A 13,158-nucleotide genomic window follows, 5' to 3' on the forward strand; every position below is an offset into this window, starting at 1 on the left:
GGACAACCGGCCCCTGCCTGTGGGTCACCCGTGGACAACCGGAGCGGCGGCCTGGGGACGGATTCGCCGTCCACAGCCTGTGGATATCTTTTGTGCACAAATCCACAGGGAGGTGACCTGCCCTGATGATCTCTCACCTGCCGGGGCTGTGGACAAGATCGGGACAACTTCGCGGTCCCCAAGGTGTGGACGGAAAAAAAGTCGCCGAATCTGTGGACGGAGACCGTAACCCGCGAGGTATTCGAACACCGGGTGACGTGGGCACGGCCGGGGTGGGACGGCGGAACGGGCTCGGGCGTGGCGGACGGAGGCGTGCGGGAGGGCGTGGGTGCCGTCGCAAGTGGGGGCGCAGGCCCGTAGCCGTAGCCCGGAGTCGCTGCCGCTGCCGCTGCCGCTGCCGCTGCCGCTGCCGCTGCCGCTGCCGCTGCCGCTGCCGCTGCCGCCGGAGCCGGAGCCCGGAGTCGTGGTCGCCGGAGCCCCCGCCGGGGCAGCCGGCCACCGGGCCCCGCGGGCTCCCGGGGCCCCAGTGGTCCGCAGTGCCCCGGGAGCCCCTTCGCGTGCCGCCAGGAGCCCTTCACGGCATGCGAAGGCGCCCCCGGACACGTCGTCCGGGGGCGCCTCGAGGCGGAGCGCCTGCGTCAGCCGTTCTTGATGCGGTTCGTCAGCTCGGTCACCTGGTTGTAGATGGAGCGCCGCTCCGCCATCAGGTTCCGGATCTTCCGGTCGGCGTGCATCACCGTGGTGTGGTCCCGGCCGCCGAACAGCGCGCCGATCTTCGGCAGCGACAGGTCCGTCAGCTCCCGGCACAGGTACATGGCGATCTGCCGGGCCGTCACGAGCTGGCGCCCGCGCGAACTCCCGCACAGGTCCTCGACCGTCAGCCCGAAGTAGTCGGCGGTCGCGCCCATGATGGCCGTCGAGGTGATCTCCGGCGTCGAGTCCTCGCCCCCGGGGATCAGGTCCTTGAGGACGATCTCCGTCAGCCCCAGGTCCACCGGCTGCCGGTTGAGGGAGGCGAACGCCGTCACCCGGATCAGCGCGCCCTCCAGCTCCCGGATGTTGCGCGAGATGCGGGAGGCGATGAACTCCAGCACCTCCGGCGGGGCGTTGAGCTGCTCCTGGACCGCCTTCTTGCGCAGGATCGCGATGCGCGTCTCCAGCTCGGGCGGCTGGACGTCGGTGATCAGACCCCACTCGAAGCGGTTCCGCAGCCGGTCCTCCAGCGTGACGAGCTGCTTCGGCGGCCGGTCGCTGGAGAGCACGATCTGCTTGTTGGCGTTGTGGAGCGTGTTGAAGGTGTGGAAGAACTCCTCCTGCGTCGACTCCTTGTCCGCCAGGAACTGGATGTCGTCGACGAGCAGGATGTCCATCTCGCGGTAGCGCTTGCGGAAGCTGTCGCCCTTGCCGTCGCGGATCGAGTTGATGAACTCGTTCGTGAACTCCTCGGAGCTGACGTACCGCACGCGCGTGCCCGGGTACAGGCTCCGCGCGTAGTGCCCGATCGCGTGCAGCAGGTGGGTCTTGCCGAGGCCGGACTCGCCGTAGATGAAGAGGGGGTTATACGCCTTCGCCGGTGCCTCGGCGACCGCCACGGCCGCCGCGTGCGCGAAGCGGTTCGACGCGCCGATCACGAAGGTGTCGAAGAGGTACTTCGGGTTCAGCCGCGCGGTCGGCTCGCCCGGACCGGGGGCCGGCGCGGGCTGCGCGGCCAGCGGGCCCGGTGCGCCGGTGGCCGGTCCGGGGCCGACGGGGCCGCCGCGGTGCACGTGGCCGGAGGACGAGGGGTCGGGCAGCTCGCGCCGCGGTCCGCGCCCGTCGTAGTCGCCGCGCGGACCGTCGTAGTCACCGCGCTGCCCCTCGTACGGCGAGCGGTCCGGCGGCTGCGGACGGTAGTCCTGCGGGTACGGCTCCTGTCCGTACGAGGGGTCCTGGCCGTAGGCGTCCTGCGGGTAGCCGTCCTGGGAGTACGCGTCCCCCGAGGGCGACGCGTAGGGGTCCCGGTCCGGGAAGCCGAGGCGCTGCTGCTGCCAGCTGTACTCGTCCTGCTGCTGCCCCGGCCGCGGCCATGAGCCCGGCTCGGGCCGCTGGTACTCCTGCGGGTAGGCCGGGCGGGCGGTCGGAAGCTGGTCGGCGCGGCGCCGGCCGTACCCCTCGTACTCGTCGCGGCCCTGCCCGGGGGCGGGCAGCTCCGGCTCCTCGTAGCGCGGCTGCGGACGGGCCGGCGGAGCGGGGGCGGCGGGCTCGCCCATGGAGTCGTCGACGGTGATCGCGATCCGGATCGGGCGCCCGCACTCGCGGCTCAGCGTCTCGCTGACCGCCGGGGCGAGCCGGCCCTCCAGCACGTTCTTCGCGAACTCGTTCGGCACGGCGAGCAGCGCGGTGTCGGCGACCAGCGCGAGGGGCTGGCAGCGCCTGATCCAGTGCTCGTCCTTGGACTCGACGTCCTGCCCGCGGCCCTCGCCGAGAAGTTGTTCCAGAACGCGTGGCCACACTGCGGCAAGATCGGCAGGTACGTCAGCCACAGGGCACGCTCTCTCACGAGTCCCTCGAAGGTGTGATTCGGGGACGGGTCGGGATGAAACTCGGATGGGGCAGGGATAGGGAACGAATCGGAGTCCGGCCACGGTAGTCAGCGCGACCGGTAGGGTTCAAGTTGTTGTCCCCAGGCTGTGGACAAGTGTCTCCCGGCCCTCGTTGGTTTGACCGAATGGCGCAGTCGCACGTACCGTAACGAGGTCGAGTTGTCGATGGCTGCTGCCGCCTGCCTCCGATGGGCACGGATCACGCCCAAGGTGATCGCAAAGCGGTGCACTCGGGCGTAACGAGAGCTACTCGTGGGCGCACGGTGACAGCCAGGACGGCACCCCGCCAACCCCGATTCTTTTCTGGAGCCCCCGAGTGAGCAAGCGCACCTTCCAGCCGAACAACCGTCGTCGCGCGAAGACCCACGGCTTCCGGCTGCGTATGCGCACCCGTGCCGGCCGCGCGATCCTCGCGTCTCGCCGCAGCAAGGGTCGCGCCCGTCTGTCCGCCTGATCCCGATCAGGTCATGACGTCGTGCTGCCCACCGAGAACCGGCTGAGGCGGCGCGAGGACTTCGCGACCGCGGTACGACGGGGCCGCCGGGCCGGCCGCCCGGCCCTCGTCGTCCACCTTCGAAGCGGTGCCACGGACCCGCACGCGCCTGGGGAGAGCGCTCCCCCGACACGTGCGGGTTTCGTCGTGAGCAAGGCCGTGGGCAACGCCGTGGTGCGCAACAAGGTCAAGCGAAGGCTTCGCCATCTGATGCGTGACCGGATCGCCCTGTTTCCCCCCGGTAGCCTGGTAGTCGTACGAGCGCTGGCCGGCGCGGGCGACGCCGACCACGCACAGCTGGCCCGAGACCTGGACGCCGCCCTGGAGCGGCTCCTGGGAGGGGGCGCGCGATGAAGTACCCGCTGCTGGCGCTGATCAAGCTGTACCAGTGGACGATCAGTCCGCTGCTCGGCCCGGTCTGCAAGTACTACCCGTCGTGTTCCCATTACGGCTTCACGGCCATCGACCGGCACGGTGCCCTCAAGGGCACGGCGCTCACCGCCTGGCGCATCCTGCGCTGCAATCCGTGGTCGCTCGGCGGGGTGGACCATGTCCCACCGCGCAAGCGGCCGCGGTGGCACGAAATGCTGCGTGACGCATGGCGCGCACGCAAGAGCGGGCCCTCCGCCGCCGACCCGGCCACCGAGGGACAGACTTCTCCTCCGAGTCCGTCCGGTCCTTCGAGCCCGGCCGCAGAGACCCCGTCCCATGCCCAAGGAGCATGATTAGTGGACACGATCGCCAGCCTCTTCAGCTTCATCACGACACCAGTCTCCTGGGTCATCGTCCAGTTCCACAGCGTGTACGGCGCCATCTTCGGCCCCGATACCGGGTGGGCCTGGGGCCTGTCCATCGTGTCCCTGGTGATCCTGATCCGCATCTGCCTGATCCCGCTCTTCGTGAAGCAGATCAAGGCCACGCGCGCGATGCAGACGCTCCAGCCGGAGATGAAGAAGATCCAGGAGCGCTACAAGAGCGACCGACAGCGTCAGTCCGAAGAGATGATGAAGCTGTACAAGGAAACGGGCACCAACCCGCTCTCCTCGTGCCTTCCCATCCTGGCGCAGTCCCCGTTCTTCTTCGCCCTCTACCACGTGCTCAACGGCATCGCGTCGAACAAGACCATCGGCGTGATCAACCAGCCCCTGCTGGAGAGCGCGCAGAAGGCGCACATCTTCGGGGCCCCGCTGGCCTCCAAGTTCTTCAGCAGTGAGAGCGACGTCGCCGCCCTCAGCGCCTCGCTGACCGACGTCCGGGTCGTCACCGCGATCATGATCGTGCTGATGTCGGCCTCGCAGTTCTTCACCCAGCGCCAGCTGATGACGAAGAACGTCGACACCACGGTGAAGACGCCGTTCATGCAGCAGCAGAAGATGCTGATGTACGTCTTCCCGGTCATGTTCGCCGTCTTCGGCGTGAACTTCCCGGTCGGTGTCCTCGTCTACTGGCTGACCACCAACGTGTGGACCATGGGCCAGCAGATGTACGTCATCCACAACAACCCGACCCCCGGTTCCAAGGCCCAGGCTTCCTACCTGGAGCGCCTCTCCAAGCGCGTCTCCCACCACGGCGGGACCCGCGGCCGCGGCGAGCGTGCCATCGTGAAGGCGATCGTCGCCAAGGGCCGGGACCGCAACGAGTTCGAGCGGAAGTTCATCAACGGGCTGAACAAGGCCGGCCTCGCCGCCCAGCCCGACGGCACCGTGGTGAAGAGCGAGGCCGAGGCCGCCGCGCAGACCGAGGACGGCGCGGCCGCCACCGGCGCGACGCCCAAGCGGCAGCAGCCCAAGCGCCAGAGCAAGGCCCAGCGGCAGTCCGGCAAGGGCGACCACGAGGACAAGACCTCGCTGAGCAAGTCCGATGACTCCCCGGCCGGCGGCGCCACCGCGTCCACCGCCGGTGCCGCCAAGAAGCCCGCGCAGAAGTCCGGCGGCGGAGGCCGCAGCAAGGCCCAGTCCGGTCAGCGCAAGGGCCCGCAGCGGCCCAAGTCCCCGTCGAAGAAGTAAGAAGGAGTCCATCCCGTGACGGAAGGCACCACCTCCGCCGCTGCCGAGGGCGCAGACACCCTGACCCGCCTCGAGCAGGAGGGCGAGATCGCCGCGGACTACCTGGAGGGTCTGCTCGACATCGCCGACCTTGACGGTGACATCGACATGGACGTCGAGGCCGATCGTGCCGCTGTCTCGATCATCAGCGACTCGAACAGCCGTGACCTCCAGAAGCTGGTCGGCCGGGACGGCGAGGTCCTGGAGGCCCTGCAGGAGCTGACCCGCCTCGCCGTGCACCGGGAGACCGGGGACCGCAGCCGGCTGATGCTCGACATCGCCGGGTACCGGGCCCAGAAGCGCGCCGAGCTGTCCGAGCTGGGCGCCAAGGCCGCGGCCGAGGTCAAGAGCAACGGCGAGGCCGTCCGGCTGAAGCCGATGACGCCCTTCGAGCGCAAGGTCGTGCACGACGCGGTCAAGGCCGCGGGACTGCGCAGCGAGTCCGAGGGCGAGGAGCCGCAGCGCTTCGTCGTCGTACTCCCCGCCTGATCGGTTCGCCCGATCCTCCGGCCCCGTCTGCGCGACAGACGGGGCCGATTTTTCTCAGCCTGATACTGGTGGTTCTGGCAGCGGCGCCCAGCGCGCGCCGTGCGGTACGGAAGGACGGTTCCCCGTGACGGAGGCAGCGGAGCTCCCGCCTGTGCCCGAGCAGGCACGTGAGGTGTTCGGCGATCGCTACGCGGACGTGATCCGCTATGCGGAGCTGCTCGCCGAGGCGGGAGTGCAGCGCGGTCTGATCGGCCCGCGCGAGGTTCCCCGGCTGTGGGAGCGGCACCTGCTCAACTGCGCCGTGCTCTCGGAGGTCGTGCCCGAAGGGGTCACGGTCTGCGACGTCGGCTCCGGGGCCGGCCTGCCGGGCATCCCACTGGCGCTCGTCCGGGAGGACCTGAAGATCACGCTCCTGGAACCGCTGCTGCGGCGGACCAACTTCCTGACGGAGGTCGTGGAGCTGCTCGGCCTGGACCACGTGACGGTGGTGCGGGGCCGGGCCGAGGAGGTCATGGGGAAGATCCCGCCGGTGCACGTCGTGACCGCGCGCGCGGTCGCCCCGCTGGACCGCCTGGCCACCTGGGGCATCCCCCTGCTTCGGCCGTACGGGGAGATGCTCGCCCTCAAGGGCGACACCGCCGAGGAGGAGCTGAAGGCCGCGTCGGCCGCGCTGAGCAAGCTGGGCGCCGTGGAGACGTCGATCCTGCATGTCGGTGAGGGCATCGTGGACCCCCGCTCCACCGTGGTGCGCGTCGAGGTGGGGGAGAGCCCCGGCGGCGTGCGTTTCGCCGCCAAGCGCGCGAAGGCAGCGAGGACCGGGCGGGCCCGCCGACGCCGTGGGTAGCCGCAAGCGCGGTGCGGAGGGTGCCCCGGGACGTGCCGTGATGACCGGCCGGGGGTGTGGGGCCGGTCCGTCCAGACGAGGGAACGTACCTCCACTCCAGCCTCCCCGACCGGTCCCGCCGGAGTGTCGCGGCATCCCCGCATCGACCGCACTGCATCGTGTTTCACGTGAAACGTCGCTCACTGCTGCACGGCATCATCAGTCGCGGCCGCGCTGCGGCCGAACCGCGCGATCGACGGCCTCTCGGCTCCCTCGGGGAGGAGCCCGGGTCGTCGGACGCTGTGTCCCTCTCCCGGGGTACGGAGTTGTCCACAGAGGTGGATTTCTCCACAGAAGGCCAGGCCTCACTGGTTCATGACCCCGGAGGCATGGGAGGCTCTGTTCATTCCGAGCCTGAAGTCGAGGAGAGTGAATCCTTGCGGTCCGACGCCAACATCGCGGGACCGATGACCGATCCGGTCCCCGGTCCCCGAACCGAGTCGATGGGGGCGGATGTTTCACGTGAAACACCGCCACCGATGGACGACACTCCGGTCGGTCGTGCTGCCCAGATGGCGGTAGAGGCACTGGGCCGGGCCGGTGAGGGAATGCCGCGCCCCGAGCAGACCCGCATCGTCGTGGTCGCCAATCAGAAGGGTGGGGTGGGCAAGACGACGACGACCGTCAACCTTGCCGCCTCGCTGGCTCTGCACGGTGCGCGGGTCCTGGTCGTCGACCTGGACCCCCAGGGCAACGCGTCCACGGCCCTGGGGATCGATCACCACGCCGATGTGCCGTCCATCTACGACGTCCTGGTGGAGAGCCGGCCCCTGTCGGAGGTCGTCCAGCCGGTGGTGGACGTCGAGGGTCTCTTCTGCGCGCCCGCCACGATCGATCTCGCCGGTGCGGAGATCGAACTGGTCTCCCTGGTGGCACGCGAGAGCCGGTTGCAGCGGGCGATCCAGTCCTACGAACAGCCGCTGGATTACATCCTCATCGACTGCCCGCCCTCCCTTGGTCTGCTGACGGTCAACGCGCTCGTCGCCGGCCAGGAGGTGCTCATCCCGATCCAGTGCGAGTACTACGCCCTGGAGGGCCTGGGTCAGCTCCTGCGCAACGTCGACCTGGTCCGGGGGCACCTGAACCCCACGCTGCACGTGTCGACGATCCTGCTCACCATGTACGACGGCCGGACGAGGCTTGCCTCCCAGGTCGCGGAAGAGGTGCGCAGCCACTTCGGCGAGGAAGTGTTGCGGACGAGCATTCCTCGCTCGGTCCGTATCTCCGAGGCGCCGAGCTACGGGCAGACGGTGCTGACCTACGATCCAGGTTCGAGTGGAGCCCTTTCCTACCTGGAGGCGGCCCGCGAAATCGCACTGAGGGGTGTGGGCATCAGCTATGACGCGACCCACGCCCACATCGGTGCCCAGACAGATCCGACCATGGTGGAGGGGATGCAGTGAGCGAGCGACGGAGGGGATTGGGCCGTGGTCTCGGCGCACTGATTCCCGCTGCTCCGACCGAGAAGTCGGTGGCCTCGGCAGCGCTGGGGAACGCGGCATCCGTGCCCCCCGCGGCCGTTTCCGGCCTGTCGGCCGAGCGAGGCGTGGCCGCGGCGAAGGTGGCGGCACTCGCTTCTGTTTCACGTGAAACAGAAGCCCCCGTTCCTCAGGGCGGTACGGACCTTCCGGCGGCTCCTCTTGGCGCGCACTTCGCCGAGATCCCCCTGGACGCCATCACGCCGAACCCGCGACAGCCGCGCGACGTCTTCGATGAGGACGCGCTGGCGGAACTCGTGACCTCCATCAAGGAGGTGGGCCTGCTCCAGCCGGTGGTCGTCCGGCAGACGGGTCCTTCGCGGTACGAGCTGATCATGGGTGAACGTCGCTGGCGGGCCTGCCGTCAGGCCGGCCTGACGGCGATCCCCGCGATCGTCCGGGCGACCGAGGACGAGAAGCTCCTGCTGGACGCCCTGCTGGAGAACCTCCACCGGGCTCAGCTCAACCCCCTGGAAGAGGCCGCCGCCTACGACCAGCTTCTGCAGGACTTCAACTGCACTCACGACCAGCTCGCGGACCGGATTGGACGCTCCCGTCCTCAGGTCTCGAACACGCTGCGTCTGCTGAAGCTGTCACCGACCGTGCAGCGACGGGTCGCCGCCGGTGTGCTCTCGGCGGGCCACGCGCGGGCGCTGCTCTCGGTGGAGGACGCGGAGGAGCAGGACCGACTGGCTCACCGCATCGTGGCCGAAGGGCTCTCTGTGCGGGCCGTCGAGGAGATCGTGGCGCTCATGGGTTCCGGTCCCCAGAGGACTACGCGGTCCAAGGGGCCGCGGGCCGGAGCCCGGGTCTCTCCGGCTCTCTCCGACCTGGCCACCCGGCTCTCGGACCGTTTCGAGACGCGGGTGAAGGTCGACCTGGGGCAGAAGAAGGGCAAGATCACCGTGGAGTTCGCCTCCATGGAAGACCTGGAGCGCATCCTCGGCAGCCTTGCTCCCGGTGAAGGCCGCGTTCTGCAGAAGAGCCTCCTGGACGACGACTCGGAGGAATCCGACTCCTGATGTCGGGCAGGGGGACGCCGTGATGGTGTCCCCCTGCCGTCAGGGCGGGCGTGATCTGGTACCTCACCGGATCACGACCCGCCCTTTGCCGTTCGCCGGTGTCGGTGCCACCGCATCGTCGATACGATGCCAACGAGAGGGGCGCTCGCACCCGGCAGTACCTCCGAGAGGCAGGCAGGGGCATGCGAACGATGAACCGCGCCGCACTGGTGAGCGCGGGAGTGGGGCTGGGCGTGGTCGGTGGTTTCCTGTGCGGCCTGCTCAGGGAACGGAGGGCCCTGAGGGCCGCTCGTGCCGCGGCGAGTGAAGGAAGCGAGGATCAGCCTTCATGGGGCGTCGGCTCGTACCGCTCACGCTGGACAACCTTCAGGACCTCCCCGGGAGTTGCCGGGCGTGCGTCTTCTGGGAGTTGGACCCCGTCAGCGGCGAAGCCGCGGTAACCGGGGGCACGGCGGCTCCGGAGAAGGAATCCTGGATCTCCGCTGTCCTGCTGGACTGGGGCTCGTGCGGTCGCGTGGTCTACGTCGACGACGTCCCGGTGGGCTTCGTCCTCTACGCTCCTCCCGCCTACGTTCCGCGCTCGATGGCGTTCCCGACGAGCCCCGTCTCCTCCGACGCGGTGCAGCTGATCACGGCGTTCGTTCTTCCCGCCTACCAGGGGCAGGGCTTGGGCCGGGTGATGGTGCAGACGGTGGCCAAGGACCTGCTGCGGCGCGGGATCAAGGCGATCGAGGCATTCGGGGACGCCCGCTGGAAGGAACCCGCCTGTGTGCTGCCGGCGCACCACCTCCTGGCGGTCGGCTTCAAGACGGTCCGCCCGCACCCGCGGTACCCCCGGCTCCGGCTGGAACTGCGGTCCACGCTGTCCTGGAAGGAAGACGTCGAGATGGCGCTCGACAGGCTGCTCGGCGCCGTCCAGAAGGAGCCGGCGCTGCGGCCCTTGTGAGGGACGACGAAGGGGCCGACCACCGATGGGTCGGCCCCTTCGTGTTTCACGTGAAACGTCAGCCGGCGATGAAGTCCTCCAGGTCGCGGATGATCGCGGCCTTGGGCTTGGCACCGACGATGGTCTTGGCGACCTCGCCATTCTGGTAGACGTTCAGGGTCGGGATCGACATGACGCCGTACTTGGCGGCCGTGCCCGGGTTCTCGTCGATGTTCAGCTTGACGATCTCGATCTTGTCGCCGTACTCGGCGGCGATCGCCTCGAGGGACGGCGCGATCTGGCGGCACGGTCCGCACCAGGCGGCCCAGAAGTCCACCAGGACGGGCTTGTCGCTCTTGAGCACGTCCTGCTCGAAGGAATCATCGGTCACTTGCTTGAGGGTGCCGGCCACGGCGGGCTCCTTAGTAACTGGTTGGGGCGGCGGGGTCAGACAGTGGTCTTCTCGGGCTCGGCCTGGTCCTCGTCGCTGAGGGAGGCGAGGAAACGCTCGGCGTCGAGAGCGGCGGCGCAGCCGGTGCCGGCCGCGGTGATGGCCTGGCGGTAGGTGTGGTCCACCACGTCACCGGCGCCGAAGACCCCGGCCACGCTCGTACGGGTCGACGGGGCCTCGACCTGCAGGTAGCCCTCGGCGTCCAGGTCGAGCTGGCCCTTGAACAGCTCTGTGCGCGGGTCGTGGCCGATGGCGATGAACAGGCCGGTGACCGCCAGGTCCGACAGCTCGCCGGTCTTGACGTTGCGCAGCTTCAGGCCGGAGAGCTTCTGGTCTCCCTGGACCTCGGCGACCTCGCTGTCCCAGACAAAGTTGATCTTGGGGTCGGCGAAGGCGCGCTCCTGCATCGCCTTGGAGGCGCGCAGGGTGTCGCGGCGGTGGACGACCGTCACGGACTTGGCGAAGCGGGAGAGGAAGGTGGCCTCCTCCATCGCCGTGTCACCGCCGCCGATCACGGCGATGTCCTTGTCCTTGAAGAAGAAGCCGTCGCAGGTCGCACACCAGGAGACGCCGCGGCCGGAGAGGGCGTCCTCGTTCGGCAGGCCGAGCTTGCGGTGCTGGGAACCGGTGGTGACGATGACCGTCCTCGCCCGGTGGACCGTGCCCGCGGTGTCGGTGACGGTCTTGATCTCGCCGGCAAGGTCGACGGCGACGACGTCGTCCGGGATCAGCTCGGCGCCGAAGCGCTCCGCCTGGGCCCGCATGTTGTCCATGAGCTGGGGACCGAGGATGCCTTCCTGGAAGCCCGGGAAGTTCTCCACGTCGGTGGTGTTCATCAGCGCACCACCCGCCGTGACGGCGCCCTCGAACACCAGCGGCTTCAGCGACGCGCGCGCGGTGTAGAGCGCCGCCGTGTAGCCGGCGGGCCCGGAGCCGATGATGATCACGTTTCGGACGTCGCTCACGGCTTCATTCCTCGTCTCTGGACTGTGTCTTCAGGGCCGGATGGAACTCTTCTACGGAGCTCTCATCCCACCCAACGGATACTAAGGGGCGCGCATTCCCACTGTGCCCGGGCACACGGCAGCCGGTGCCGGGACATCCGGGAGTGCCCCGATTCGGGAGGCGACGCGATGAGAGGCCCTCGGCGCGCGAAAACGGGCCCCGCCGTGGTGAGCGCGCTCAGGGACGCGTGTAGCTGTGCTGAAGCAGGACAGTGCCCTCGCCGAGAGAGGGACGGCCGACGCAGGTCGAGTCGACGAGGTACGCGGTGACCCGTCCGGCGTGCGCGCTGTCGGGCAGTACGACGAGCAGCGCTTCCTTGCCCTGGTAGACACCCGCCTCCGTCGCGAGGGCCACGTCGTCTCGCCCGATGCCCTGCCGCACGCACGCGGGGACGGTCGGCTGCTCGAGGACACGGTTCTCCGGTCCGGTCTCGGACTCCATGCCGAGGGTGTGCGGCGTTCCGGGGCCGCTCTCATCCCACTGCCCGCCCGCGAGGAGGGCGGCGACACGGTCCTCGAGCTGTCCTTCGGAGAAGGTGTCCGCAAGCGTCGCCTGGGCCCGGGCGACGGTGTCGGGCGTGCTGTCCCTCCCCAGGGACGACACGATCACCGAGCCGAGCCCCAAGGCGGCGGCAGCGGTCACCGCACCCAGGATCGCGATCCTGCGCCGTCCAGCCTGCCCGCGGCTCTTGCGCCCGGGGCCGGTCGTGGAAGGCCGGGCATGCCCAGCCGGCCGCGCCGCCGTTGCGCGTGTTTCACGTGAAACAGAGCCGGAGTCGGGCGATGGCTCCCGTGTCTTCGCCTCGGCCGCGAGAGCGGCGTCGATACGGCTCGCCACCTCCTCGGGCATCGGTACCGGCTCTGGCAGGGTGCCGAGCAGGTCGCGGATCTCCAGCAGGGACGCGTGGACGTCCGCGCACGCCGCGCACCTCTCCAGATGCCGCCGGAGCAGCGTGGCCCGGGGCGGTGCGAGGAGGCCCTCGGTGAGGTCGGAGATCTCCGTGACCTCAGGATGCCCGGTCATGTCTGCCGTCGATGACGTCATGCTCGTTCACCTCCGTCCTTCACTGCGGCTGGGTCGTCCAGCTCCGCGTCCGGGGAAACCGTCGGCGGTCCCGCTGCGGGTGGGACGGACGCCTTCTGCATCCGGTTCCGCTGCCCGTCGGCCGTCTGTCTGTCCCCGCTCCCGCCGGGACGCAGATGAGTGAGCAGTGGCAGCAGGCGGGCTCGTCCACGGGCGCACCGGCTCTTGATCGTGCCGGGCCGGACGTCCAGGATGCGCGCCGCCTCCGCGACGGGGTAGCCCTGCATGTCCACCAGGACGAGTGCCGCCCGCTGATCGGCCGGCAGTGTCCCGAGGGCTTCCAGCAACTGGCGGTGCAGGTCCTTGCGCTCGGCGGGGGCGGAGGCCGCCTCGTGTGGCTCCAGCAAGTGGTCGAGGCGTTCGGCGTCGTCGACCGGGGAGGTCTTCCGGGAGGCCGCCTTGCGGGCGCGGTCCAGGCAGGCGTTCACGGTGATCCGGTGCAGCCACGTCGTGACGGCCGCCTGGCCCCGGAAGGTGTGCGCGGCCCGGTAGGCGGAGACGAGGGCGTCCTGGACGGCGTCGGCGGCTTCCTCGCGGTCCCCCAGGGTGCGCAGGGCCACCGCCCAGAGCCGGTCGCGGTGGCGGCGCACCAGTTCACCGAAGGCATCCGGGTCGCCCTGCACGTGCCGGGCCAGGAGGTCCTGATCGCTGGTGTCGCCGTACGTGCCACCTGCCATCGGACCCCCTCCCCGCTGGTTCGGC

At 69.6% G+C, this 13,158-nt stretch carries 14 protein-coding genes; 9 read left to right on the forward strand and 5 right to left on the reverse strand.

The genetic code is table 11. The annotated features are described in order from the left end of the window. Positions 1 to 638: 638 nt before the first annotated feature. Positions 639 to 2,522: a chromosomal replication initiator protein DnaA gene (gene dnaA / locus VM636_RS15265; protein ID WP_338484827.1), complete on the reverse strand. Its 1,884-nt coding sequence runs from the start codon at positions 2,520 to 2,522 to the stop codon at positions 639 to 641. 376 nt (positions 2,523 to 2,898) lie between these two features. On the opposite strand from dnaA, the gene rpmH reads away from it, so the two are divergent. The 9 genes from rpmH to VM636_RS15310 all read left to right on the forward strand — a co-directional run bounded on the left by rpmH (position 2,899) and on the right by VM636_RS15310 (position 9,938). Continuing rightward, positions 2,899 to 3,036, forward strand: coding sequence for a 50S ribosomal protein L34 (gene rpmH / locus VM636_RS15270; protein WP_003956500.1), 138 nt, complete (start codon positions 2,899 to 2,901; stop codon positions 3,034 to 3,036). Positions 3,037 to 3,057: 21 nt separating this feature from the next. After that, a complete protein-coding gene (rnpA, locus tag VM636_RS15275) occupies positions 3,058 to 3,429 on the forward strand; it encodes a ribonuclease P protein component (RefSeq protein ID WP_078855887.1) in 372 nt (123 codons plus the stop codon). Further along, positions 3,426 to 3,800 carry a membrane protein insertion efficiency factor YidD gene (gene yidD, locus VM636_RS15280; RefSeq protein WP_030420045.1) on the forward strand — a complete coding sequence of 125 codons (375 nt, stop codon included), beginning with the start codon at positions 3,426 to 3,428 and terminating at the stop codon, positions 3,798 to 3,800. Before rnpA ends, yidD begins: the two co-directional genes overlap by 4 nt. A gap of 3 nt (positions 3,801 to 3,803) precedes the next feature. Beyond that, positions 3,804 to 5,081 carry a membrane protein insertase YidC gene (gene yidC, locus VM636_RS15285; RefSeq protein ID WP_030420046.1) on the forward strand — a complete coding sequence of 426 codons (1,278 nt, stop codon included), beginning with the start codon at positions 3,804 to 3,806 and terminating at the stop codon, positions 5,079 to 5,081. A 15-nt stretch (positions 5,082 to 5,096) separates the two neighbouring features. Further along, complete coding sequence (locus tag VM636_RS15290) at positions 5,097 to 5,609, forward strand: R3H domain-containing nucleic acid-binding protein (RefSeq protein ID WP_030420047.1); 513 nt, start codon at positions 5,097 to 5,099, stop codon at positions 5,607 to 5,609. Between the two features lie 124 nt (positions 5,610 to 5,733). After that, positions 5,734 to 6,453 carry a 16S rRNA (guanine(527)-N(7))-methyltransferase RsmG gene (gene rsmG / locus VM636_RS15295; RefSeq protein ID WP_053913030.1) on the forward strand — a complete coding sequence of 240 codons (720 nt, stop codon included), beginning with the start codon at positions 5,734 to 5,736 and terminating at the stop codon, positions 6,451 to 6,453. Between the two features lie 368 nt (positions 6,454 to 6,821). Further along, positions 6,822 to 7,895: a ParA family protein gene (locus VM636_RS15300; protein WP_107091320.1), complete on the forward strand. Its 1,074-nt coding sequence runs from the start codon at positions 6,822 to 6,824 to the stop codon at positions 7,893 to 7,895. Then, positions 7,892 to 8,992 (forward strand): ParB/RepB/Spo0J family partition protein, encoded by a 1,101-nt coding sequence (locus tag VM636_RS15305; protein WP_338484831.1) that lies wholly within the window; start codon positions 7,892 to 7,894, stop codon positions 8,990 to 8,992. The genes VM636_RS15300 and VM636_RS15305 overlap by 4 nt, the downstream gene beginning before the upstream one ends. Before the next feature lie 328 nt (positions 8,993 to 9,320). Beyond that, positions 9,321 to 9,938 carry a GNAT family N-acetyltransferase gene (locus VM636_RS15310; RefSeq protein ID WP_053913032.1) on the forward strand — a complete coding sequence of 206 codons (618 nt, stop codon included), beginning with the start codon at positions 9,321 to 9,323 and terminating at the stop codon, positions 9,936 to 9,938. Positions 9,939 to 9,996: 58 nt separating this feature from the next. On the opposite strand, the gene trxA is transcribed toward VM636_RS15310, so the two are convergent. The 4 genes from trxA to sigM all read right to left on the reverse strand — a co-directional run bounded on the left by trxA (position 9,997) and on the right by sigM (position 13,133). Then, entirely contained in the window at positions 9,997 to 10,329 is a 333-nt protein-coding gene (gene trxA, locus VM636_RS15315) for a thioredoxin (protein ID WP_053913033.1), read from the reverse strand. 35 nt (positions 10,330 to 10,364) lie between these two features. After that, positions 10,365 to 11,333, reverse strand: a complete 969-nt coding sequence (trxB, locus tag VM636_RS15320) for a thioredoxin-disulfide reductase (RefSeq protein ID WP_030420053.1) — start codon at positions 11,331 to 11,333, stop codon at positions 10,365 to 10,367. A gap of 217 nt (positions 11,334 to 11,550) precedes the next feature. Beyond that, entirely contained in the window at positions 11,551 to 12,417 is an 867-nt protein-coding gene (locus VM636_RS15325; RefSeq protein ID WP_338484833.1) for a hypothetical protein, read from the reverse strand. Further along, complete coding sequence (sigM, locus tag VM636_RS15330) at positions 12,414 to 13,133, reverse strand: RNA polymerase sigma factor SigM (RefSeq protein ID WP_030420055.1); 720 nt, start codon at positions 13,131 to 13,133, stop codon at positions 12,414 to 12,416. Before sigM ends, VM636_RS15325 begins: the two co-directional genes overlap by 4 nt. Positions 13,134 to 13,158: the final 25 nt, after the last annotated feature.

The organism is Streptomyces sp. SCSIO 75703 (assembly GCF_036607905.1).
Taxonomy (GTDB): Bacteria; Actinomycetota; Actinomycetes; order Streptomycetales; family Streptomycetaceae; genus Streptomyces.

Excerpts from the sequence above, each read along its gene's own strand:
- yidD (WP_030420045.1), top strand. The coding sequence starts at position 3,426 with ATGAAGTACCCGCTGCTGGCGCTGATCAAGCTGTACCAGTGGACGATC.
- VM636_RS15300 (WP_107091320.1), top strand. The coding sequence starts at position 6,822 with ATGGGAGGCTCTGTTCATTCCGAGCCTGAAGTCGAGGAGAGTGAATCC.
- VM636_RS15310 (WP_053913032.1), top strand. The coding sequence starts at position 9,321 with ATGGGGCGTCGGCTCGTACCGCTCACGCTGGACAACCTTCAGGACCTC.
- VM636_RS15325 (WP_338484833.1), bottom strand. The coding sequence starts at position 12,417 with ATGACGTCATCGACGGCAGACATGACCGGGCATCCTGAGGTCACGGAG.
- sigM (WP_030420055.1), bottom strand. The coding sequence starts at position 13,133 with ATGGCAGGTGGCACGTACGGCGACACCAGCGATCAGGACCTCCTGGCC.